Genomic DNA, 22,089 nt, shown 5'->3' with positions numbered 1-22,089 from the left:
CACCGATGAGGGCACACCCGGCAGGCCCGCGGCACGCGGAGGTCCTGCCGCCGAGCAACACCGCCAGCGAGCGGCCCACCAGCGCCGCCGCGCTCGACGAACTCGTCCCCGCGGTCTGGCCGCGCCACATCTCCCGAGGCGACGACGGCGCCGTGCGCCTGGCCGGGGTAGACGTGCGCGACCTCGCCGAGACCTACGGCACCCCACTGTTCATTGTGGACGAAGCCGATTTCCGCGCCCGCTGCCAGGAGCACGCGCTCGCCTTCGGCGACCCGACCCTGGTGCACTACGCGTCCAAGGCGTTCCTGTCCGTCGAGATCGCCCGCTGGGTCGCCCAGGAAGGGTTGAGTCTGGACGTGGCCAGCGGTGGCGAACTCGCCGTGGCGCTGCGCGCGGACTTCCCGCCGGAGCGGATCACGTTGCACGGCAACAACAAGTCCGTCGAGGAACTGTCCACCGCGCTCGATGTGGGCGTCGGCGCGATCGTGGTCGACTCGTTCCACGAGATCGCCCGGCTCGACAAGCTCGCGCGCGACCGCGACATGGTCGCCCCGGTGCTGATCCGGGTGACCGTCGGCGTCGAGGCGCATACCCACGAGTTCATCGCCACCGCGCACGAGGACCAGAAGTTCGGCTTCTCCCTGGCCGGTGGCGCCGCCGCCGAGGCCGCGCGCCGGGTGATCAAGTCCGGTGGGCTGTCGCTGATCGGCCTGCACAGCCACATCGGCTCGCAGATCTTCGACGCCGACGGCTTCGAGGTCGCCGCGCACCGGGTGATCGGCCTGCTCGCCGCCTTGCACAAGGAGCACGGCGACGAGGCGCTGGAATCGCTCACGGTCGTCGACCTCGGCGGCGGGCTGGGCATCGCCTACACCGCCGAGGACGACCCGCCGCCGCCGATGTGGCTGGCCGAGCAGCTGCGCACGATCGTCACCAAGGAGTGCGAGCAGGCCGGGCTGGCCGTGCCGCGCATCGCCGTCGAGCCGGGCCGGGCCATCGCCGGGCCGGGCACCGTGACGCTCTACGAGGTCGGCACCACCAAGGACGTCACGCTGGGCCACGGCACTCAGCGGCGCTATGTCAGCGTCGACGGCGGGATGAGCGACAACATCCGCACGGCGCTCTACGACGCGGTGTACGACACGCGGCTGGTTTCGCGCTCCAGCGGCGAGGGCGAGCGCGGCACCGAGGCCGTGCTGTCTCGCGTAGTGGGCAAACACTGTGAGTCCGGTGACGTTGTGGTGCGAGACTGCTGGCTACCGGAGAACCTTGCTCCCGGCGACCTGCTGGCGGTCGCCGCGACCGGCGCCTACTGCTACTCCATGGCGAGCAACTACAACCGGCTGCCGCGCCCCGCCGTGGTGGCCGTGCTCGACGGCGCCGCGCGGCCGCTGCTGCGCCGGGAAACCGTGGACGACCTGCTAAGACTGGAGATCTCGTGAGCGATCCCGCCAAGCCCATCCGTGTCGCGTTGCTCGGCTGCGGCACGGTCGGGACCGAGATCGTCCGGCTGCTGACCGAGCAGGCCGACGAGCTCGCGTCGCGGGTCGGCGCCCGGGTCGAATTGGCGGGGGTGGCCGTGCGCAGGCTCGGCAAGTCCCGGCCGGGGGTGCCCACCGAGCTGCTCACCACCGACGCCGCCGAGCTGGTCACCCGGCCCGGCGTCGACGTCGTGGTCGAGGTGATCGGCGGCATCGAGCCGACCCGGACCTGGTTGCTCGAAGCGCTCAAGGCGGGCAAGTCCGTGGTCAGCGCCAACAAGACGCTGCTGGCCGACCACGCGGGCGAGCTGTTCGCCGCCGCGGACGAGTCCGGTGTCGACCTCTACTTCGAGGCCGCCGTCGCCGGGGCGATCCCGCTGCTGCGGCCACTGCGCGAGTCGCTGGCCGGGGACCGGATCACCCGGGTCATGGGCATCGTCAACGGCACCACCAACTTCATCCTCTCGGCCATGGACGAGACCGGCGCGGGCTACGCCGAGACCCTCGACGAGGCCGCGCGCCTTGGCTACGCCGAGGCCGACCCGACCGCCGACGTCGACGGCTACGACGCGGCGTCGAAGGCGGCCATCCTGGCCTCGCTGGCCTTCCACACCCGCGTCACCGCGAGCGACGTCTACCGCGAGGGCATCTCCGCGGTGACACCGGCTGACGTGTCGGCCGCGCGGGCCCTGGGCCGCACGATCAAGCTGCTGGCCATCTGCGAGCGGGTCGACGGCCCAGACGGCGAGTCCGTCGCGGTGCGCGTGCACCCGGCGATGATCCCGCGCTCGCACCCGCTGGCCGGGGTCAACGGTGCGTTCAACGCGGTGTTCGTCGAGGCGGAAGCCGCAGGCCAACTCATGTTCTACGGGCGCGGAGCGGGCGGTGCACCCACCGCCAGCGCCGTGCTTGGCGATCTGGTCGCGGTTGCCCGCAACCTGGTCGTCGGCGGGCGCGGACCGCGCGAGTCGGCCTACGCCGACCTGCCGGTGCGCCCGATCGCGCAGGCGTCGACCAGGTACCACATCAGCCTGGACGTCGCCGACCGCGCGGGCGTGCTCGCGGCCGTCGCGGCCAATTTCGCCGAGCACGAGGTGAGCATCGCGGTGGTGCGCCAGGAAGGCCGCGCCGACGACGCGAGCCTGGTGATCGTCACCCACTCGGCGGCCGACTCCGCGCTGCGCTCCACTGTGGACAAGATCGCTGGACTGCCCTTCGTGCACGAAGTGGTCAGTGTCATGCGGGTCGAAGGTGAGGAACAATGACCATCGGTGTGCTCCCGGGCCGTCCGGGCATCATCGCGGCCTATCCCAACAGAATCCCCGTGCCGGACGGCGCGAAGATCATCACCCTCGGCGAGGGCAACACGCCGCTGCTGCCCGCCCCGCACCTGTCCGAGCTGACCGGCTGCACGGTCTACCTCAAGGTCGAGGGCATGAACCCGACCGGCTCGTTCAAGGACCGCGGCATGACCGTGGCCATGACGTACGCGCTGGCCAACGGTCTGGAGGCGGTCATCTGCGCCTCCACCGGCAACACCTCGGCCTCCGCCGCCGCCTACGCCACCCGAGCGGGCCTGACCTGCGCGGTTCTCGTCCCGCGCGGCAAGATCGCGATGGGCAAGATGGCCCAGGCGGTCATGCACGGGGCCAAGATCCTGCAGATCGACGGCAACTTCGACGACTGTCTCGAACTCGCGGAGAAGACCGCCGCCGAGTTCCCGGTCGGCCTGGTCAACTCGGTCAACCCGGTCCGGCTCATCGGCCAGAAGAGCGCGGCGTGGGAGATCGTCGACGTGCTCGGCCGCGCGCCGGACATCCACTGCCTGCCGGTCGGCAACGCGGGCAACATCACCGCGTACTGGCGCGGGTACCGCGACTACGCCGACGACCAGGTCATCGACACCCTGCCGCGCATGTTCGGCTTCCAGGCAGCGGGTTCGGCCCCGCTGGTGTACGGCGCCCCGGTCTCGCAGCCCGACACCATCGCCACGGCGATCCGCGTCGGCAACCCGGCCTCCTGGGCGGGCGCGGTGACGGCGCAGGCCGAGTCCGGCGGGCTGTTCGAGGCCGCCACCGACGAGCAGATCCTGGCCGCCTACCGGCTGCTGGCCGAGCGCGAGGGCGTGTTCGTCGAGCCGTCGTCGGCCACCAGCGTCGCGGGCCTGCTGATCACCCACGCCGATGGGCGGCTGCCCGAGGGCTCGGTCGTGGTCTGCACGGTCACCGGCCACGGGCTCAAGGACCCGGACACCGCGCTCGTCTCGGTGCCGGAGGTCGAGGCCGTTCCGGTCGACGCTGGGGCCGTCGCGACCGCGCTGGACCTGCGGTGACCCGAGTCCGGGTGCGCGTCCCGGCGTCCACGGCCAACCTCGGCTCCGGCTTCGACGCGCTCGGCATGGCACTTGGGCTCTATGACGAGATCGAGGTGTGGACCACCGACGGCGGGCTCTCGGTCGAGGTCAGCGGCGAGGGTGCGGACACCGTCGCCAAAGACGAGACGCACCTTGTCGTACGCGCGGTTCGGGCGGCGTGCGAGCTGATCGGGTTCGCGCCCGCCGGGCTGGGTCTGAGCTGTGCCAACGCCATTCCGCACGCGCGTGGGCTGGGGTCGTCCGCCGCGGCCATCGTCGGTGGGATCGCGGCGGGCTACGGGCTGGCGGGGCGACCGTTGGACGACGACGCACTGCACCTGGCGGCGGAGTTCGAGGGACACGCGGACAACGTGGCGGCGAGCCTGCTGGGCGGACTGGTGGTCGCGTGGGAGGACGACGGGCGGTTTCGGGCGGCGCGGGTCGAGCCGCACGCCGATCTCCAGCCGATCGCGATCGTCCCGGCCGAGCGGTCGGAGACGCACGTGACCCGCGGCCTGCTGCCGGACAAGGTGCCGCACGCCGACGCCGCGTTCGCCGCGGGCCGGGGCGCGCTTGCCGTGCACGCCATCAGCACTCGTCCTGACCTGCTGCTTCCCGCACTGGCCGACCGGCTGCACCAGGACTACCGGGAGAGCGCGTGGCCCTCGACGATCCGGCTGGTGCGCGAGCTGCGTGTCGCCGGGGTGGCCGCGGCCGTGTCGGGCGCGGGGCCGACGGTGCTGGCGTTGACAACCGACGGGACCTTGCCGGAAGGTGTTGATCTTGCCGGTTTCACGGTGCTGCCGGTGCCGGTCGACCGGGCCGGTGTGATCGTTGAGCCATTCGAGTGACGGAGATCACCACGACTCGCCGGGGGTGCGGGGCGACGCGCTGTAGGGCGGTTGTTGCACCTTGAGTGACGGCCGTCTACCCTCGGCGGTGTTCAGTCACCGCGCGCACGGGCGCCCGGTGTCGTTCCCGGGGATTCTTTCCGGGTCGCATCATCTGCCGAGAAATCGGCTCAGTCCCTAACCGGTCCGAGCTGGTGCTCGCCAGGTACCCGACGACCGTGGTGACCAGATGCTCCCTGTTGGCGACAGAGTCGCTCGACTGGCCCGAAGCGGCCAGGTTGGTGACACAAGCAGCCCAACAGGCGAGAGATACGCCGTCTCGCATTCCGACGGACGGCGTTCCGCTGGTCCACGTAGGAGGCGGGGACCGGTCAGGAAGGACATGTGTGAGCAATACCGATCTATTGAGCAGCGACACCGCCGCTGAGTCCGCACCCGCGGACAAGAACGGCGCGCCGAAAAAGCGCGCCGGGCTTTCCGGCATGGTTCTCGCCGAGCTGCGCACGCTCGCAGGTGAGCTGGGAATCTCCGGCACCACCGGCATGCGCAAGGGCGACCTGATCGCTGCCATCAAGGAGCGCCAGGGTGGTGGCCCGGGCGGGGCCGCCGCCACACGGGCGCCCCGCGCGGGCACCGAAGCCGCGGAACCCAAGGCCGAAGCCAAGACAGAGCCTCGTGCCGAGGCCCGCGTCGAGGTCGAGCGGCCCGCGGCTGCCCCGGCCGAAGCGCCCGCGGAGAAGTCCGAGGACACCCCGCGCGACGGTGGGCGGGACAACCGCCGCCGCCGTGGCGCCAGCCGTGCGGCGGGCAGCCCCGAGGCCGTCGAGCAGGCTCCGGCCGACCGACCGGTCCGCGAGGACCGTCCGGTTCGTGAGGACCGCCCGGCGCAGGCCGAGCGTCCCCAGACCGAGCGTCCGCAGGGCGACCGCCAGCAGGGTGACCGTTCCCAGGGTGACCGCCAGCAGGGTGATCGCCAGCAAGGCGACCGTCAGCAAGGCGACCGTCAGCAAGGCGACCGTCAGCAAGGCGACCGCCAGCAGGGTGATCGCCAGCATGGTGACCGCCAGCAGGGCGAACGTGGCGAACGGCAGGGCCGCGGTGACCGCAACCGCGATCGCAACCGTCAGGACGGTCGTCAGGACCGTCAGGACCGTCAGGACCGCCAGCAGGACAACCGCCAAGACCGTCAGCAGGACAACCGCGCCACCGGACCCGATGACGACGACGACGGCGACCGTCGGGGCCGTCGCTTCCGCGACCGCCGCCGCCGTGGCGGCCGGGTCGAGGGCGCGGGCGGCCAGAACGACACCGAGGTGCGCGAGGACGACGTCCTGCTGCCCGTCGCCGGTGTCCTGGACGTGTTGGAGAACTACGCGTTCGTCCGCACGTCGGGCTACCTGTCCGGCCCGAACGATGTCTACGTGTCGCTGTCGCTGGTCCGCAAGTACGGCCTGCGCCGCGGCGACGCCATCACCGGCCTGGTCCGCCAGCCGCGGGACGGCGAGGCCCAGCGGCAGAAGTTCAACCCGCTGGTCCGGGTGGAGACGATCAACGGCCTGGAGCCGGACGCGGCCAAGAACCGCCCCGAGTTCACCAAGCTGACGCCGCTCTACCCGAACGAGCGCCTGCGTCTGGAGACCGAGCCGCACATCCTGACCACGCGCGTCATCGACCTGGTGATGCCTGTCGGCAAGGGCCAGCGCGCGCTCATCGTCTCGCCGCCGAAGGCAGGCAAGACCTCGGTCCTGCAGGCCATCGCCAACGCGATCACCACCAACAACCCTGAGGTCTACCTCATGGTGGTGCTGGTCGACGAGCGGCCGGAAGAGGTCACCGACATGCAGCGCTCGGTGAAGGGTGAGGTCATCGCCTCCACCTTCGACCGACCGCCGTCAGACCACACCACGGTCGCGGAGCTGTCCATCGAGCGGGCCAAGCGCCTCGTCGAGATGGGCCACGACGTGGTCGTGCTGCTGGACTCGATCACCCGCCTCGGCCGCGCGTACAACCTCGCGGCCCCGGCGTCCGGCCGAATCCTGTCCGGTGGTGTCGACTCCACGGCCCTGTTCCCGCCCAAGCGCTTCCTCGGCGCGGCGCGCAACATCGAGGGTGGCGGTTCGCTGACCATCTTCGCCACGGCGCTGGTGGAGACCGGGTCCGCGGGTGACACGGTGATCTTCGAGGAGTTCAAGGGCACGGGCAACGCCGAGCTCAAGCTCGACCGGAAGATCGCGGACAAGCGCATCTTCCCGGCGGTGGACGTCGACCCGTCGGGCACGCGCAAGGAAGAACTGCTGCTGCCTCCGGACGAGCTGGCGGTCACGGTGAAGCTGCGCCGCGTGCTGCACGCGCTGGATTCACAGGCGGCTATTGAGCTGCTGCTTGACCGGCTGCGCAAGTCTCGGACGAACATCGAGTTCTTGATGCAGGTGGCCAAGACGACGCCGTCGCAGTCTGACGACTGAGTTGTTCGTGGAAGAAGCCCCCCGGAATTTCGGGGGGCTTCTTTCGTTTCGGGCTCGCCTGCGGCATCGCGGGGGTGTCTGGGGCTCCCTCGTTTTTCAGCGTCTTGTCCTGGATCAGCGAGGTCAAGGGCGCCTGCGGCGTCGCTGCGCGATCAGCAAGCTGACCCTGGACATCGCTGATCCAGGACAAGGGATTGCCGGGACGAGGGTGCAGGGGGAAATGCAGGGACCTTACGGTCCCAAAGCCCTGCGCTCCTCTCTGAGCTGTGCCCGCTTGAACCGTGCCGGATGTGTGTAGATGTGTCACAATGTGTGTGTGACGGTTGGGTTGTGGTGGGACGATGACGACGCCGAGCACATCCGTTGCCGCTCGCTTCGCTATCCCGGAGCCAGCGATATCGAGCCCGCTTGGACCTTGGAGGCCGCTGCCGATCTTGATCGGATCACTCGGGATCCCGACCCAAAGAGCAGGCGGAGTCATGTCCGCATCATTGGGTTCTCGATGTCCGCCGGATTCGTGATCACTGTGATCATCGATCCGGCAGATCACTCTGGGGTTACGGCCTGGAAGACGAGTGGGGCCGACTTGCGGGAGTATCACGGCGAGCGGCCGCGAGAGGAAGGCGCGTCATGACTGACAGCACAGCAAGGGATGCGGTCTTAGCGACCATCAATCAACAGATCGCCGAAACGCGTGCGGAAGCTGAGGTCCAACGGGACCCCGCCAAGCGAGATCGGATGTCCCGACACGCGCGCATCCGCGAAGAGGTCGCCGAGGAGGAAGCCGAGGCGATCGCGGAGGAGATCGCCGAGGGGCAGCAGGCAGCCCTTTCCCTGCGGGTGCCCGCATCGCTGGTGGCGGAACTGAAGGCGCGAGCCGACGCTGAGCACGTTCCCACCTCCGCGCTCGTTCGACGTCTCCTCACCGAAGCGTTGCGCGCGCCAACAGCCCCCGTGCTAACAGTCGAACAGGTCGAGCAGATCGCGCGGCGGGTGTATCGCGAGTCCGCCTGACCTACATCGTCCGCCGTCGTTGGTAGAAGATCAGGAGTGTGGCGATCGCCAGGACGCCCAGGGTGCCCGCCCACCTGGTCGGGACCCGGACGTCGTCCAAGGCCAATCCCGCGAGTAAGAGGGTCACGGGGTACGGGATGGCCAGGGCCGCCCGTTGGCTGGGGGAGCGCCAGGCGACGGCGCCCGCCAAAGCGGCCGTGATGGCCGCGGCCGCGCCCCATAAAGCGCTGGAGAGGGTGGCCTGCCAAGGGGCGGAGAGGAGTGCGCCGCCGATGGCCGTCAGGCCCAGGACGGAGACGGAGAACAGCAGCGGAGCCGCCAACCAGGCGGACACCGACAACGGCCTGCCTATCGTGAACAGCACGCGGACAGTGTGCGACCGATCACCCAGCGCTGGCGAGACTACGGTCGGTGGGTGGACGGTCACTTGCGGTCGGAGGACGCTCTGGTGCGACGAACGGCGGAATACGTTCCACCAGGCCCGCGTTGAACCCACTGTCAGCGCGTCTGGCACACTGTTAGGTCGAGTCCGGCTCCGGTTCACCCCACGACAGCAGGGGACCCGGCGGCCATTATCGAGAGGCGAGACTGTGAAGAACGGGATTCACCCCGACTACGTGACCACCAACGTGGTCTGCGGCTGCGGCAACACCTTCACCACCCGCAGCACCAAAGCTTCCGGCAACATCCACGTCGAGGTCTGCTCGGCTTGCCACCCCTTCTACACCGGCAAGCAGAAGATCCTCGACACCGGTGGCCGGGTCGCGCGCTTCGAGGCGCGGTACGGAAAGCGCAACAAGGCCGCGAACTAGTTTCGCTGACGGCGCCCTCCCGCTCGCGGGACGGGCGCCGTCGTCATGTTCGGCCTATGAGAGGTGGAACGGTGGACTCATCGAGTCTGGGAGAGCTGCTCAGCGAGTACGGCGAGTTGGAGAAGACCCTCGCCGACCCCGCCGTGCACGCCGACCAGGACCGGGCCCGCAAGCTCGGCAAGCGCTACGCGGAGCTGACGCCGGTCATCAGGGCGCTGCGTGAGCTGGAGTCCGCCCGCAGCGACCTGGAGGCCGCGCGTGAGCTGGCTGACGAGGACGCCACGTTCGCCGAGGAAGCCGACGCGATCGCCGCGCGGATCCCGCAGCTGGAGACGAAGCTGACCGAGCTGCTGCTCCCGCGCGACCCGCACGACGGCTCCGACGTGGTGCTGGAGGTCAAGTCCGGCGAGGGCGGCGAGGAGTCGGCGCTGTTCGCGGGCGACCTGATGCGCATGTACCTGCGCTACGCCGAGCGGCATGGGTGGAAGGCCGAGGTGCTCGACAGCACCGACTCCGACCTGGGCGGGGTCAAGGACGCGACCGTCGCCATCAAGAGCAAGGGGTCCGACCCCGACGGCGTCTGGGCGCGGCTGAAGTTCGAGGGTGGCGTGCACCGCGTGCAGCGGGTCCCGGCCACCGAGTCGCAGGGCCGCATCCACACCTCCGCCGCCGGTGTCCTGGTCTACCCGGACTCCGACGAGGCCGCCGAGATCGAGGAGATCCCGGACAAGGACCTGCGCATCGACGTCTACCGCTCGTCGGGCAAGGGCGGCCAGAGCGTCAACACGACCGACTCGGCCGTGCGTATCACGCACCTGCCGACCGGCATCGTCACCTCCTGCCAGAACGAGCGGTCCCAGCTGCAGAACAAGGCCCGCGCCATGCAGGTCCTCAAGGCCAGGCTGCTGGCGCTGCGCGAGGAAGAGGCTGCCCAGCAGGCCTCCGACGCCCGCCGCAGCCAGGTGCGCACGGTCGACCGCTCCGAGCGGGTCCGCACGTACAACTTCCCCGAGAACCGCATCTCCGACCACCGCGTCGGCTACAAGGCGCACAACCTGGAAGCGGTGCTCGACGGCGACCTCGACGGGGTCCTCGACGCGTTGGCCGAGGCCGACCGAGCCGAGCGGCTCGCCGCGCACGGGTGAGAAGTGAAAGGGTGACCCTCATGACCCGTCAACCCCTGCGCGTGGCGATCCTGGAGGCCGAGCGCCTGCTCGCCGCGGCGGGGGTCGACTCGCCCCGCAACGACGCCGAACTGCTCGCCGCCCACGTCCTGGGCGTCGAGCGGGGCAAGCTGCCGATGGTCCCCCTGGTCGACCCCCCGGTCGTCGACGCGCTGGGCAAGCTCGTCGCCCGCCGCGCCCGCCGCGAGCCGTTGCAGCACTTGACCGGGTACGCGTACATGGGCGCGGTGGCGGTGTCGGTCGGGCCGGGGGTGTTCGTGCCGCGCCCCGAGACCGAGCTGCTGTTCGCCTGGGGCCTGGCGACGCTGGAGGGCACCCGCGACCCGGTGGTGGTCGACTTCTGCACGGGCTCCGGCGTGCTCGCGCTGGCCGTGGCGAACGCGCGCCCGGACGCGCGGGTACACGCCGTCGACATCGATCACTCGGCCCTGGCCTGGGCCCGGCGCAACGCCGACGCGCGGGCGACGGCCGGTGACACCCCCGTGCGGCTGTACTCGGGCGACGTGACCGACCCGGCGCTGTTCACCGAGCTGGACGGCCGCGTCGATCTTGTCCTGTGCAACCCGCCGTATGTCCCGGCGGACACCCCGGTGCCGCCGGAGGTCTCCGACCACGACCCGGCCCACGCGGTCTTCTCCGGCGCGGACGGCCTGGACGTGATCCGCTCCGTCGTCACCGCGGCCACGCGGCTGCTGCGACCGGGCGGCTCGGTGGCCATCGAGCACGACGACACCCACGGCGAGTCGGTGCCCGCGCTGCTGTCGTCGCGTCGGTTGTTGACTGACGTTGTGGATCACGATGATTTGGCTGGCAGGCCCCGTTTCGCCACCGCCCGGCGGGTCTAGGGGCCGAATACCCCCGCCACGGCGTCGTTGACGTCGTTGACCGCGGTCGTCACCGCGGTCACGGTCGCAGCCGTTCCCGCGAGTGCGTCGCGGATCCGGCCCCACACCGATCGGGCCACGGCGGGCTTGGGCTCCGGTTTGGCCGCTTCGGTCGCCAGCGAGTCGATGTCGTGGACGACCAGGTCGGCCTCGGGGACCTTGTCCGCGTTGGCCTCGACCACGGTCCGCAGCTCACGGAGCAGCGCCGCGAGGTCCTTTGTGGACTCTCCGGTCGTGGTCACCGTGACGTCGCCCGCGGTGTTGTTGTCGCCCGCGATGAAGTTGCCGGTGGCGCCGCCGGTGATGTTGATGCCGCGGTCAGGTGTGGGCACTGGTGTCTCCGTTCACTTGTCGCCCTTGGGTTTCTCGACGGTCACGGCGCCCGCGACGTTGCCGGACCCGGCGATGACGTTGCCGGTCACGGAGCCTTCGATCCGGACGTTGTTCTGGATCACCGCCGTGGCCTGCGCCTCGAAGGAGGCGGTGACGTAGCCCGCGTCGTGCAGCAGGGCGCTGACGGCGCGGACCACGCGGCTCTCGATGATCTTGAGGTAGCGGTCGCGGTCGACCAGTTGGAAGTAGCTGCGCTCGGACGTGTCGGCGGCCAGCTCGCGCAGGCTGCTGAGCGCGCCGTAGTCGTCGGGGTTGATCACGCCGCGTTCCTTGCGGGGGGAGCGGATCAGGCCGAAGACCATGACCAGGCGGCGCGGGATCGACGTCGGGAACTTGATCAGGTCGAGCAGGGCCTGGCCGATCGGGTGCAGCGGGGAGCGCGACATGGCGTCGATGCGCTGGAACTCCTCCTTGATCGGCCGCAGCACGCAGGGTGTCCACTCGACATAGAGCATCGTGTCGTCCATGGCGACGTGCAGGTACACCGACAGCACCAGGTCCCGGTCCCAGGTCTCCACCCGGAACGCCCGGTAGTAGCGGGCCCACTCGATCGGGCTGTCCCGGACCTGCTCGACCAGCCGCCTGCTGAGCCGGTCGTACGGTGGGTGGCCCTCGCCGGGGATGAAGGGCACCGACGCGGGCTCGTTCATGTGGTCGACCAGCTCGGCCGCGGTCACGGCGACCAACTCGTCGATCGACAGCCGGGCCAGCCTGCCGCCGGGGGTCAGGCCGACCGCCGTGCGCAGCGCGGTGACCTCGTCGACGATCGCGTCGTAGAGCGCCGCGGTGGTCAGCGTCGTCGTGCCGGTCTTGCCGGGGGCGCGGTCGAGCGGAACGGCGATCGACCACGGCCGGTGGCCTTGGCCCGCGCCGACGAACGGGTCATAGCCGCGGTGCACGACGATGGTCGAGCCGACGTCGTCGGGGTTGTCCGCGTCCGGTGCCATCCGGGTCGACGGGTGCTCGTACCGCTCGCGCAAGTGGTCGGTGAAGGTGGTGGGCGCGAACTGGAAGATCTGCCTGCCCGCCAACGACCGAGCCAGCGTGCCTGGCAGCCTGCTGGTCCGGTTGAACTGGGTGGTGATCAGTTTCCACACGGTGAACCGGTCGGCGAGGAACACGCCGAGCAGACCGAGCGGGACCAGAATGGTGAAGGCAAGTCCGACGCCGTCGGTTTCGGATTCGGACGTGCCGTAGTAGTCCTCATAGGACGGACTACTGCCCTCGAACAACTCCTCGATGACCTCGAAGATCTCGCCTTCGGTGAGGTACTGGATCAGCATCACGACGACGACGACCGCGCCTACCGCCCAGAGCACCGGCTTGATCCCGCCGCGGGTGGCCACCCTGGTCGCAGTCGGCACCGCGACCACGAAAGCCAGCACCAGCCAGCCGAGCAGGAAAGCCATGCTGGCGCTGAACAGCAGCACCAGCAGCAGTGCCAGCGCCGCGATGCCGACGATCTTGCGTCGGGTCCTGGCCGCGACCGCCTCGGCGAGCACCACGCCCGCGTCCACGCCGGGGGACGGCGGCGCCGGGCGGGTCCGTTCGACCAGGAACTCCCGGATCGACCGGTCGGCGAAGTCGGGGTCAAGGTGCGCGGCGGCGCACAGGTAGCGGGTCGTGTCGTCGCGGTCGGCGGTGGTCATTTCCAGCTGCGATTTCGGCATGGTTTCCCTGGACGAGTTATGGGGTGGCGTTGTCGATCATGGTGTCGAGGATCGCTTGCGTCTCGGGCCAGCGCTCTTCCGCGCTGCCCGCGTAGACGAAGTACTCGTAGCCGTCCTGCCGCCAGTAGAGCGACCGCACGTGTCGGGTCCCGTCGTCGCCGTCGACCCGGAACTCCCAGTCGACGGCATCGGTGCCGTGGAAGATCACCCGGTCCAGCCGGAGCCGCTGGTGCCCGGGACGCTTCTCCAAGGTCTCGGCGAACTCGACGTGGCTGGTGAGGATGTCGACGCTGTCGTGGGGGGAGCCGCCGTACCTGAGATTGCGGGTGGCGTCGGCCGGGTCGGTGGCCTCGACGCTGCCCGGCCCGCTGCCGATCATCGGCGACCAACCCGCCGGGATCACCGTCGTCATGCCGCCCGGCCCGTTGACCGTGGTGAAACCGGCAGGGATGCCCGCCCTGGTCGTGGTGGTTGTCGTGGTCCTGGTCGGGGGCTGCCGGGTGGCTGATCCGGGACTCGGCAGGACGACCGGGTCCGAGGTCGCGGTGGCCGTCCCTGGCGCGGTGCTGATCAAGGGCGCGGGTTTGGTCGCGAGGTGGAGAACCAGGCCAATGCAGGCGCAGACCGCCAGGTTCCCCGTGGCGATCATGAGTCCGAGTCGGATCGATGACTGGATAGGCACTCCCCACAGGCTCGGCGAGATATGACTGTTAGCCAGTGATCGCATACCTACGGTAGCGTGATCGTCAAGCGGTTTGACGCCTGATGAGCGGACGGTAGCGATGTCTGATCACGCTCAGCTCAACGAAACCGAGATCTGGCGCGAAGTCGCGAGTCTCGAACGTGCACTGCTCCATGACCCGACCGTGAGCCCCCGACTGGCTTCCGCGCTGCTCGACGCGGCCGACGAATGCCGTTCGCTGACCAGGAACCAGGTCCGGGAGATCACCAGCGAGGCCCAACTCGACGCCTGCGAACGCGCCGCGCGGCGTGCGCTCGAACTGGCGGCGGAGCCCGCCGTGCACGATCGGGCCCGCGCGCTGCTGGCCGAGGTGACGTTGGGCAGGCGATGGAGCTGGCAGCCGGGCGTGGTGCCGATGCTCCTCGCCGCGGTCGCGGTGTGCGCGGGCCTCGGCGGCGCGGCCTATGGCGGCATCGAGGCGTCGCTGTCGCTGGTCGCGGTCAGCGCGGCGGTCAGCAGCGTCGCGCTGTTCCTGCTGGTGCTGCTCAACCGCAAGCAGAACTGGCGGGTGCGCGCCGTGGAGATCGACTCCAGCGTCTGGCGGCGCGGGATCTAAGGTGTGGCGTTGTCGATCATCGCGTGGTAGATCGGCAGCATCTGGCCCCACTTGTCGGCGTCGGCCGCGGCGTAGACGAAGTACTCGACGCCCTCGATCCGCCAGTACATCGAGTGCACCCGCCGCCGCGCGTCGGCCGTGTCGTGCTCGAACTCCCAGTCGACGGCCGTGACGCCGTGGTAGGTCGTGGTGCCCAGGCTGAGTCGGTGGAAGGCGGCCTTGGACCGGGAGAAGACGGCCTCGTAGTCGACGTGGGACTGCAGCAGGTCGGCCGCGGGCGCCGGGGCGCCGCCGTAGCGCACCTGGCGCGACGGTTCGGCCGGGTCGGTGGCCTGCATGGCGCCGGGACCGGCGGCGCGGGTGATGATCCAGCCCTTGGGGATCGTCGTGACCAGCCCGCCGGGGCCCGCGACCCGCTCGAAGCCGTCGGGGACCGGCAGCGCCACCATCGACGGGCTCGCGGTCGTCGCCCCGCCGTCCGGGCCCGGCGTAATGGGCGTCTGGGTGTCGGCGGGCCCGAAGGCGGGCGGCGGCGCGAAGATGTAGGTCGTGGTCGGCGCCGCCGAACCGGCTTTGGACTCCTTGGGCGCGACCAGCAGCACGGCCCCCACGACGGCGCTGACCGCCGCGTACCCAGCCACCAGTGAAGACGCCAGCCAGCGTGAGCTCAGCTGGTGTCCTCGACGTCGCGGACGGCTGATCGTGTGCACTCCCCTGGGATGTTCGGACGAACTCCTGTGCTGCTTGAGGGTAGCGTGCTCACCCGGGTGATCCAATGCTTCGCACTTGGCAGGACGTCATCGAGAAGTGGCAATTGTTGCCACCCGACGCCGAACAGGGGCCGCCACAGGCAAGAACGATCTTCGACGGCGCGCGATCCGCGCTGCTCACCGGACGCCTGGACGCGGCCATGGCCGGTTTCGTCCGCGCGGCCGAACTCCACCCGGGCGCCTACGCCGAGGTAGGCATCGGCGACGTACTCCTGGCCCGCGGCCGCTGGCGCGCGGCGAGCCGCCGATACGCGGCAGCGGATGCGCGTGACCCGGGCAATGTGCTCGCCTACCTGGGCATGTCCCAGGTCAGGGTGGCGAGCGGCGACGCCGCGGGAGCTGCTGCCGACCTGGAACAGCGCTTCGGTTCGTCGGGGGACCCGGTGCTGCGGTACTACCTGGCGAGCACGTGGTGCTCGGTGTCGGAGCAGGTCCGCAGCCGAACGGTGAATGAAGCCCTGGTGATCACCAGCGAACGCCAGCTGGATGTCTGCGAGTCGGCGGCCAAGCGCATCCTCGAACTGAACGTCGCCGACACCGAGTTGCGCCGGGGCGCGGAACTTCTGCTGGACGAGGTGGTGGCCGGTCGGCGGTGGCAGTGGCAGCCGGAGGGCATCGCGGTGAGCTTGGCGGTGCTGGCGGTGTCGCTCGGCTTGATTTTGGTCGCGGTCGGCGGCCTGGCCGACAACGTGCTCCTGGTGATCATGGGCGTGCTGCTCGGTAGCGCTTTGCTGTATTTGATCGTGGTGAAGTTCCGGCGGCAGAACTGGCGCACGAGGGCCGACAAACTAGCCCAAGACATCGCCCAAAGAGGCGCCTGATCGGGCTGGACAACCACTGCGGGCGGTAGTCAGGTCCGCACTCCTCGTATAGTCAAGGCGGCACGCTGCGCGCTTGGGGGAGTCGATGGCGACGAAGACGGGAATCGGACTGCTGCCGGTTGTCCTCATCTTGGTCGCCGCTGTCGTGTTCGTGGATCCGGTGCGGGAACTCGCGGGTGATCTGCTCGGAATCGAGGGCGGCGGGACGACTCTCCTTGGTGAGGAGGAGTCGCAGGTCATGGTTGCTGGGGACGCGGAGTCGGCCGCGCGACTCTGCACGACCGTCGAGATGATCGCGGACAGGCGATGCGGAGACGTCCGAGTGGTTGTGTTCGACGCTGCCCGCATTCCGTTCATCACCCGCAACGTGGCGAGCGCGTGGGCGGAGGGCAAGCCGGGCGTCTTGACGATGAATCGCTCCGCGCAGGGTCCGAATCGGAACGCGGCGTGCGGGAGGTTCAAGAAGACCGTGCCTGACGGCAGTTGTGATGAGTACCCGATGGCCTCCACAGACGAAGGCGGCTCGAACGCCCGTACGGAAGAGGTGCCGCTCAGGGAGAACAGGTGCCAGGGTGGCATCGTCAAACCGCAGTACCCGGAGAATGGCGCTAAGTTCCTGGTGGTGATCAGTCACCCTGACTTGATCCCGTCCAAGTCCTACACGGGTGTTGATGTCGCTGAGGACCAGACATGCGGGAACTGAGGGAACGGCACGCTTGGGTGGACACCGACCACGACCTTGCGATCACACTGGCGGTCGTAGTCGGGTCACGCGCGGACGATGTTGTTCGGGCCTACGGTGGCGATCCCGCCGCGCCGATCGGCGCGCGTACCTTCGCGGAGTCGGCCGTCCCGGTAGACGATATCGGCGACTATGGCCACGCTCAGGTGTTCACCGTCGCGGATCGTGTCGTGGTGCTTGAGAACAACGGATGGGCGGGAAGCGACCCGGACACAGCGGTGCGGGCATCGACCGGCGGCGGGTCGTTCTTGTCCGCGTACTGGAATGTCGACGCCCTGTCGCGGCTGGTCCAAGCCGTCGACGGGAAGGTGACTGCGAATCTTGAACCGCTGTTCGCGGCGAATCCGCCCCAAGTCGGCGACGTCTACCCCGAATGGCTGGACGGCGGCGCCTTCACGGCAGCGACGTACAGGTCGGCCTGCCTGGCCGTGGTTCAGCAGCAGACCGGGGTGGCCTTCGATCGGAAGTGGTTGGAGACCGCGTGGTCGACCTTTCGGATACCGGTCCGGTGATCAGCGCGGCTTGACGCTCGCGACGAAGGCGGACCATGAGGTGAAGCCGACTGCCAGTCGGGGACCGTCGGCGTTCTTGGAGTCACGGATGCTCGCGAGATCCAGGCGGAGCTGAACCTCCACGCAGTCCTGCCCAGAACTGCCGCTAAAGCTGCTCGTCCGCCACCCGCCGCGCGTCATCCCAGTGGCCTTCCGTCCGGTCGTACTCATCGGCCAGCTTGGCGATGAGCACCCGGGATTCTTCCTCATCGAAGGCGACTTTGACCACCTGCCGAAGGAGGTCGCGGTACTGCTCTATCTTCTCCTGGTTCTCGATGATGAACCCGTCGATCGGCGCCTGCACATAGACCAATGGCTTGCACTCGTCGTAGTCGAGGAAGGAGAAGGGGCCGCCGAAAAGCGCTCGATGACGTGCGTTCGCGGGCAGGACCCGGATGCTGATGTTCGGCCGCTCGCCGACGAGTAGCATGGCGAGGAGCTGTTCGGTCATGATCCGGTAGTCGCCGACCTCCAGCCGGAGAGCGCGCTCGTTGATGATGAAGGTGAACTTCCCCGGCCTGCTGCCGAAGAGGATGCTCTGCCGTTTCAGGCGTGCGTCCACTCGGACTTGGCGTACATCGTCGGGGTGGTTCTCGTCCCGAAACAGCGCATGGATGTAGGACTCGACCTGCAAGAGTCCGGGGATGAGATCGGGCTGGTAGTTCACCACCCGGTCGGCGTTGGCCTCGTGGAAGATCAAGGTTCGCAGGGAATCCGGCATCCATTCGTCGTTCGAGCACAGCCAGTACCCACGCCCGTCGTTGGCGTCGCGGCAGAAATTGATCAGTTCCTCGATCTCGCGGCAGCTAACCCCGCACGAAGACAGATAGAGGGTGAACTCCAGTTCCGAGGTGACGGCTCGCTCGCCCGTTTCCAGCCGGTGGAGATGGGAGAGCGATCGGTCGACCAGTGGGCTCAGGTCTCGAAGGGTCAGCCCGGCCTTCTTGCGGTAGGACCGCATCAGCTCACCCAGTTCCCTGGCGCCCGCCCGGCTCCTCAATCTCATGTCTGAAGAAGGTAGGGAAGACCTGCCCCGCCTGCGACCGCTCCAGCCCATGTCCACCTGTTCGCGGACCCTGTTCCCACCCTGTCAAACAAACAACCGCCCGCAGGTCCTCAGGTCCCCCCAGATAGGCTCGCCGGGTGACCACGGTCTACGACTGCAGTTCGCGTGAGGACAGGGAAGACGGGCTCGCCGCTGCCGCCAGCGCGGTGCGGGCGGGGCGGGTTGTCGTGATTCCCACCGACACCGTCTACGGCATCGGCTGCGACGCTTTCTCCAGCGCCGGTGTCCAATCCCTTCTCGCCGCCAAAGGGCGGGGGCCGGATATGCCGGTCGGGGTTCTCGTCGGCTCCTGGGCGACGGTCGACGGGCTCGTCCTGTCCGTCCCGCAGGCCGCGCGCAACCTGATCGAGGCGTTCTGGCCTGGGGATCTGTCCATCGTGCTGCCGCACGCGCCGTCGCTGGCGTGGGATCTGGGGAACACCAACGGCACCGTCATGCTGCGCATGCCGCTGCACCCGGTGGCCCTCGAACTTCTCCGCGAGGTCGGGCCGATGGCGGTGTCCAGCGCCAACCGCACCGGCCATCCGGCGCCCGCGACCGCTGAGGAGGCGCGGGCCCAGCTTGGCGGGTCGGTGGCCGTCTATCTCGACGGGGGGCCGATCGGGGAGCCGATCGCGTCGACCGTCGTGGACCTGACCGGCGACGAAGCCGTGATCCTGCGGGAAGGCTCGGTCTCGATCGACGCCGTGTCCGAGGCTTTGGGCGCCGAGGTTCGTCTCGCGCGGTAGTTTGGCGTCAAACCCTCGCTCTACCGATTAGGAGATGCGTCCCGTCGTGCCCACGCCGTTCTGGGGTCCGGACTTCGCGGCCCTCGCCAGCACGGACCCGGAGATCGCCGAGGTCCTGCTCGGCGAGGTCGACCGGCTGCGCGGCGGCCTGCAGCTGATCGCCAGTGAGAACCTGACCAGCCCGGCCGTGCTGGCCGCGCTGGGCTCCACGCTGTCGAACAAGTACGCCGAGGGCTACCCGGGCGCGCGCTACTACGGCGGCTGCGCGCAGGTCGACATCGCCGAGGAACTGGCGCGGACGCGCGCGACCGAACTGTTCGGTGCCGACCACGCCAACGTCCAGCCGCACTCCGGGGCCAGCGCCAACCTCGCCGCCTACGCCGCGTTCTGCGAGCCGGGCGACGTCGTGCTCGCCATGGACCTCAAGCAGGGCGGCCACCTGACGCACGGCTCCAAGGTCAACTTCTCCGGCCGCTGGTTCGAGCCCGTCTCCTACGGCGTCGACCGTGGGTCCGAACTGATCGACTACGACCAGGTGCGCCACCTGGCCAGGACCCACCAGCCGCGGATGATCGTCGCGGGCGCCACCGCCTACCCCCGACTGATCGACTTCGCCGCGTTCCGCGAGATCGCCGACGAGGTCGGCGCCATCCTCATGGTCGACGCCGCGCACTTCATCGGCCTGGTGGCGGGCGGGGTGATCCCCTCACCCGTGCCGCACGCCGACATCGTCACCGCGACGACGCACAAGGTCCTGCGCGGCCCGCGCGGCGGGATGATCCTGTGCCGGGCCCAGCACGCCAAGGCCGTCGATAAAGCCGTCTTTCCCTTCACCCAGGGCGGCCCGCTGATGCACGCGGTCGCCGCCAAGGCCGTCGCCTTCAAGGAAGCCGCGGCACCCGAGTACACCGAATACACCCGCAAGGTCGTCAACAACGCCCGCGCCCTGGCCGCCGGGCTGGTCGCCGAGGGCATGCGGGCGGTGTCCGGCGGCACCGACACCCACCTGGCGCTGCTCGACGTGCGCCCGCTGGGCATCACCGGCGCCGAGGCCGAGGCCCGCTGCGACGCCGCGCGGATCACGCTCAACAAGAACGCCGTCCCCTTCGACCCCGCGCCGCCGATGGTCGCCTCGGGCATCCGGATCGGCTCGCCCAGCGTCACCACGCAGGGGATGGGGGAGTCCGAGATGGCCGAGATCGCCCGGCTGATCGGCCGCGCCGTCCGCGGTAGTGCTGATAACTCTGCCGAGGTCTCTGCTGAAGTCGCTGCCGCCGTGACCGAGCTCGTGGCCACCCAGCCCGCGTACCAGAGGGACTAGCGGTGGATTCCTCCGTGTTCGCCCCAGCCGGTCTCCCGGTCCGCGAGTTCCTGCTGGTCGCCGTGGTCACCGCAGCCCTGACATTCCTGCTCACCGGTCTGGTCCGGCTCTTCGCCATCCGCATCGGCGCGGTCGCCTACCCCCGCCAGCGCGACGTGCACGTCGTGCCGATGCCGCGCCTGGGCGGCCTGGCCATGTACCTGGGCATCTGCGGCGGCATGCTGCTGGCCCACCAGCTCCCGGTCCTGCGCCGCGCGTTCGACTACGCGCTCGACCCGATCGCCGTCCTCATCGGCGGCGGCCTGATCGTGCTGATCGGCATGCTCGACGACCGCTTCGAACTCGACTCGCTCACCAAACTCGCAGGTCAGACCACCAGTGCGGGCATTCTGGTGCTCTTCGGCATCCAGTGGCTCGTGCTGTGGGTGCCGTGGGGCGGCGAGGACGGCTACCTGGGCACGGTCCTGATCCTCGACCAGAACCAGGGCGGTCTGCTGGCCATCCTGCTGGTCGTGACCCTGGTCAACGCGATGAACTTCGTCGACGGCCTCGACGGGCTGGCCTCCGGCATCGGCCTGATCGCCGCCGTGGCCACCTGCGCGTTCTCCCTGCACCTGCTCGAAGAGTCCGGCGGGGCGGTCAACAACTATCCGCCGCTGCTGATCGCGGCCACCCTGGCCGGGGCCTGCCTGGGCTTCCTGCCGCACAACTTCCAGCCAGCCCGCATCTTCATGGGCGACTCGGGGTCGATGCTCATCGGCCTGATGCTGGCCTCGGCGAGCACGACCATGTCCGGCCGGGTGCCGCCCAACGCGGGCGCCACCGGGTCCATCGGTCTGTTCTCCCCGCTGCTCGTGGTCGCCGCCGTGCTGTTCGTTCCGCTGCTCGACCTGCTGATGGCCGTCATCCGCCGCACCAGGCGCGGCGAGAGCCCGTTCAGCGCCGACAAGATGCACCTGCACCACCGCCTGCTGGAAATCGGCCATTCCCAGCGCCGCGCGGTATTGCTGATCTATTTGTGGGCCGCGGTGATCGCCTTCGGCGCGGTGTCGCTCTCGCTGTTCGACGGATTCATCGTCGCCTGGGGAATCGGTATCGGCGTCCTGGTCGCGGTGATCGTGTCGGCCATACCTAGACTCAGGGCACGATGAACGAGAATGAATCCCCGGTGAACAACACCGAAGAAGCCCAGCCGGACCCGCACGCGCGGGCGCTGCGCACGCTCGCCTCAGCGATGTTCCGCTACGCACTGTGGCCGTCGGTGGCCGCGGTTGTCCTCGGCGTCGTGACTTTCGGCATACTCCACGGCACAGCGGGTGCCCTTGGAGCCCTCGTCGGCGGGTCGATCGCGTGCGCGTCTTCCCTGCTCACGCTGTGGTTGATGCGCAAGACGGCGGGGGCGGGAGCCCATATCGCCATGGCCGCATCGCTGGGTGGGTTCGTCGGCAAGATGCTGGTCCTGCTGCTGGTCATGACCGCGCTGCGCGACGTGGCGGCCCTGCACCGGCTGTCACTGGCCATCACCATGATCGTCGTGGTCGTCGTCGCAGCCGGGGCCGAGGCGCTGGCGTTTCGCCGCACCAAGCTCCCGACCATCATCCCCGCTGGTGAGCGGTAGTACGGACGTCTTTCCGTACGCCTGTCCGGCGGTCGGAAACCCCCTGATAGTGTTCGCCCCAGACGGC

At 69.4% G+C, this 22,089-nt stretch carries 25 protein-coding genes; 18 read left to right on the top strand and 7 right to left on the bottom strand.

Annotation, left to right across the window (positions count from 1 at the left end):
- The first annotated feature begins 5 nt into the window (after positions 1 to 5).
- The 7 genes from lysA (at position 6) to BN1701_RS19485 (ending at position 8,164) form a co-directional block, all read left to right on the top strand.
- Complete coding sequence (gene lysA / locus BN1701_RS19515; protein WP_054050913.1) at positions 6 to 1,442, top strand: diaminopimelate decarboxylase; 1,437 nt, start codon at positions 6 to 8, stop codon at positions 1,440 to 1,442.
- A complete protein-coding gene (locus BN1701_RS19510) occupies positions 1,439 to 2,746 on the top strand; it encodes a homoserine dehydrogenase (RefSeq protein ID WP_054050911.1) in 1,308 nt (435 codons plus the stop codon). The genes lysA and BN1701_RS19510 overlap by 4 nt, the downstream gene beginning before the upstream one ends.
- Complete coding sequence (gene thrC / locus BN1701_RS19505; RefSeq protein WP_054050909.1) at positions 2,743 to 3,813, top strand: threonine synthase; 1,071 nt, start codon at positions 2,743 to 2,745, stop codon at positions 3,811 to 3,813. The genes BN1701_RS19510 and thrC overlap by 4 nt, the downstream gene beginning before the upstream one ends.
- On the top strand, positions 3,810 to 4,685 hold the full coding sequence (gene thrB, locus BN1701_RS19500) for a homoserine kinase (protein WP_054050907.1): 876 nt from the start codon (positions 3,810 to 3,812) through the stop codon (positions 4,683 to 4,685). The genes thrC and thrB overlap by 4 nt, the downstream gene beginning before the upstream one ends.
- Before the next feature lie 386 nt (positions 4,686 to 5,071).
- Positions 5,072 to 7,150, top strand: coding sequence for a transcription termination factor Rho (rho, locus tag BN1701_RS19495; RefSeq protein WP_054050905.1), 2,079 nt, complete (start codon positions 5,072 to 5,074; stop codon positions 7,148 to 7,150).
- A 316-nt stretch (positions 7,151 to 7,466) separates the two neighbouring features.
- The gene (locus tag BN1701_RS19490) at positions 7,467 to 7,784 is read left to right on the top strand and encodes a hypothetical protein (RefSeq protein ID WP_054050903.1); all 318 of its coding nucleotides are present in this window, start codon (positions 7,467 to 7,469) and stop codon (positions 7,782 to 7,784) included.
- Positions 7,781 to 8,164: a ribbon-helix-helix protein, CopG family gene (locus tag BN1701_RS19485; protein WP_197672114.1), complete on the top strand. Its 384-nt coding sequence runs from the start codon at positions 7,781 to 7,783 to the stop codon at positions 8,162 to 8,164. Before BN1701_RS19490 ends, BN1701_RS19485 begins: the two co-directional genes overlap by 4 nt.
- 1 nt (position 8,165) lies before the next feature.
- On the opposite strand, the gene BN1701_RS19480 is transcribed toward BN1701_RS19485, so the two are convergent.
- The gene (locus BN1701_RS19480; RefSeq protein ID WP_054050899.1) at positions 8,166 to 8,528 is read right to left on the bottom strand and encodes a hypothetical protein; all 363 of its coding nucleotides are present in this window, start codon (positions 8,526 to 8,528) and stop codon (positions 8,166 to 8,168) included.
- Between the two features lie 226 nt (positions 8,529 to 8,754).
- On the opposite strand from BN1701_RS19480, the gene rpmE reads away from it, so the two are divergent.
- From rpmE to prmC, 3 genes are all read left to right on the top strand, one after another.
- Positions 8,755 to 8,976: a 50S ribosomal protein L31 gene (gene rpmE, locus BN1701_RS19475; protein WP_054050896.1), complete on the top strand. Its 222-nt coding sequence runs from the start codon at positions 8,755 to 8,757 to the stop codon at positions 8,974 to 8,976.
- 71 nt (positions 8,977 to 9,047) lie between these two features.
- Positions 9,048 to 10,121, top strand: a complete 1,074-nt coding sequence (gene prfA, locus BN1701_RS19470; RefSeq protein WP_054050895.1) for a peptide chain release factor 1 — start codon at positions 9,048 to 9,050, stop codon at positions 10,119 to 10,121.
- A 20-nt stretch (positions 10,122 to 10,141) separates the two neighbouring features.
- Positions 10,142 to 11,005, top strand: a complete 864-nt coding sequence (prmC, locus tag BN1701_RS19465) for a peptide chain release factor N(5)-glutamine methyltransferase (protein ID WP_054050893.1) — start codon at positions 10,142 to 10,144, stop codon at positions 11,003 to 11,005.
- On the opposite strand, the gene BN1701_RS19460 is transcribed toward prmC, so the two are convergent.
- Genes BN1701_RS19460 through BN1701_RS35695 form a run of 3 tightly spaced genes read right to left on the bottom strand, consistent with a single transcriptional unit; the run spans position 11,002 to position 13,756 of the window.
- On the bottom strand, positions 11,002 to 11,376 hold the full coding sequence (locus BN1701_RS19460; RefSeq protein WP_054050891.1) for a hypothetical protein: 375 nt from the start codon (positions 11,374 to 11,376) through the stop codon (positions 11,002 to 11,004). The genes prmC and BN1701_RS19460 overlap by 4 nt on opposite strands.
- 12 nt (positions 11,377 to 11,388) lie before the next feature.
- Complete coding sequence (locus tag BN1701_RS19455; protein ID WP_054050889.1) at positions 11,389 to 13,107, bottom strand: hypothetical protein; 1,719 nt, start codon at positions 13,105 to 13,107, stop codon at positions 11,389 to 11,391.
- Between the two features lie 16 nt (positions 13,108 to 13,123).
- Positions 13,124 to 13,756 carry a hypothetical protein gene (locus BN1701_RS35695; protein ID WP_157368079.1) on the bottom strand — a complete coding sequence of 211 codons (633 nt, stop codon included), beginning with the start codon at positions 13,754 to 13,756 and terminating at the stop codon, positions 13,124 to 13,126.
- A 133-nt stretch (positions 13,757 to 13,889) separates the two neighbouring features.
- On the opposite strand from BN1701_RS35695, the gene BN1701_RS19440 reads away from it, so the two are divergent.
- Positions 13,890 to 14,405: a hypothetical protein gene (locus tag BN1701_RS19440; RefSeq protein WP_054050883.1), complete on the top strand. Its 516-nt coding sequence runs from the start codon at positions 13,890 to 13,892 to the stop codon at positions 14,403 to 14,405.
- Here BN1701_RS19440 and BN1701_RS19435 read toward each other — a convergent pair.
- The gene (locus tag BN1701_RS19435; protein WP_054050881.1) at positions 14,402 to 15,046 is read right to left on the bottom strand and encodes a hypothetical protein; all 645 of its coding nucleotides are present in this window, start codon (positions 15,044 to 15,046) and stop codon (positions 14,402 to 14,404) included. The genes BN1701_RS19440 and BN1701_RS19435 overlap by 4 nt on opposite strands.
- Before the next feature lie 134 nt (positions 15,047 to 15,180).
- Here BN1701_RS19435 and BN1701_RS19430 point away from each other — a divergent pair, with 134 nt between their 5' ends.
- The 3 genes from BN1701_RS19430 (at position 15,181) to BN1701_RS19420 (ending at position 17,250) form a co-directional block, all read left to right on the top strand.
- Positions 15,181 to 15,996 (top strand): hypothetical protein, encoded by an 816-nt coding sequence (locus BN1701_RS19430; protein ID WP_054050879.1) that lies wholly within the window; start codon positions 15,181 to 15,183, stop codon positions 15,994 to 15,996.
- An 85-nt stretch (positions 15,997 to 16,081) separates the two neighbouring features.
- Positions 16,082 to 16,699, top strand: a complete 618-nt coding sequence (locus BN1701_RS19425; RefSeq protein WP_054050877.1) for a NucA/NucB deoxyribonuclease domain-containing protein — start codon at positions 16,082 to 16,084, stop codon at positions 16,697 to 16,699.
- Positions 16,687 to 17,250, top strand: a complete 564-nt coding sequence (locus BN1701_RS19420) for a DUF6461 domain-containing protein (RefSeq protein ID WP_157368078.1) — start codon at positions 16,687 to 16,689, stop codon at positions 17,248 to 17,250. Before BN1701_RS19425 ends, BN1701_RS19420 begins: the two co-directional genes overlap by 13 nt.
- Here the strand turns inward: BN1701_RS19420 and BN1701_RS19415 are convergent, their stop codons facing one another.
- Together BN1701_RS19415 and BN1701_RS19410 are read right to left on the bottom strand one after the other, a co-directional pair.
- Complete coding sequence (locus BN1701_RS19415) at positions 17,251 to 17,430, bottom strand: DUF397 domain-containing protein (RefSeq protein WP_054050873.1); 180 nt, start codon at positions 17,428 to 17,430, stop codon at positions 17,251 to 17,253.
- Positions 17,396 to 18,295 carry a helix-turn-helix transcriptional regulator gene (locus BN1701_RS19410; RefSeq protein WP_172803283.1) on the bottom strand — a complete coding sequence of 300 codons (900 nt, stop codon included), beginning with the start codon at positions 18,293 to 18,295 and terminating at the stop codon, positions 17,396 to 17,398. Before BN1701_RS19410 ends, BN1701_RS19415 begins: the two co-directional genes overlap by 35 nt.
- 137 nt (positions 18,296 to 18,432) lie before the next feature.
- On the opposite strand from BN1701_RS19410, the gene BN1701_RS19405 reads away from it, so the two are divergent.
- From BN1701_RS19405 to BN1701_RS19390, 4 genes are read left to right on the top strand one after another with little or no spacing between them, the layout of a single operon-like run.
- Positions 18,433 to 19,083 (top strand): L-threonylcarbamoyladenylate synthase, encoded by a 651-nt coding sequence (locus BN1701_RS19405; RefSeq protein WP_054050868.1) that lies wholly within the window; start codon positions 18,433 to 18,435, stop codon positions 19,081 to 19,083.
- 34 nt (positions 19,084 to 19,117) lie between these two features.
- A complete protein-coding gene (gene glyA / locus BN1701_RS19400) occupies positions 19,118 to 20,404 on the top strand; it encodes a serine hydroxymethyltransferase (RefSeq protein WP_172803282.1) in 1,287 nt (428 codons plus the stop codon).
- Positions 20,405 to 20,406: 2 nt separating this feature from the next.
- Positions 20,407 to 21,555 (top strand): glycosyltransferase family 4 protein, encoded by a 1,149-nt coding sequence (locus BN1701_RS19395; RefSeq protein ID WP_054050867.1) that lies wholly within the window; start codon positions 20,407 to 20,409, stop codon positions 21,553 to 21,555.
- On the top strand, positions 21,552 to 22,022 hold the full coding sequence (locus BN1701_RS19390; RefSeq protein WP_054050864.1) for a hypothetical protein: 471 nt from the start codon (positions 21,552 to 21,554) through the stop codon (positions 22,020 to 22,022). The genes BN1701_RS19395 and BN1701_RS19390 overlap by 4 nt, the downstream gene beginning before the upstream one ends.
- Positions 22,023 to 22,089: the final 67 nt, after the last annotated feature.

The sequence above is a fragment of the Alloactinosynnema sp. L-07 genome, assembly GCF_900070365.1.
GTDB lineage: Bacteria > Actinomycetota > Actinomycetes > Mycobacteriales > Pseudonocardiaceae > Actinokineospora.
This window is presented reverse-complemented; position numbering and strand designations above follow the sequence as displayed.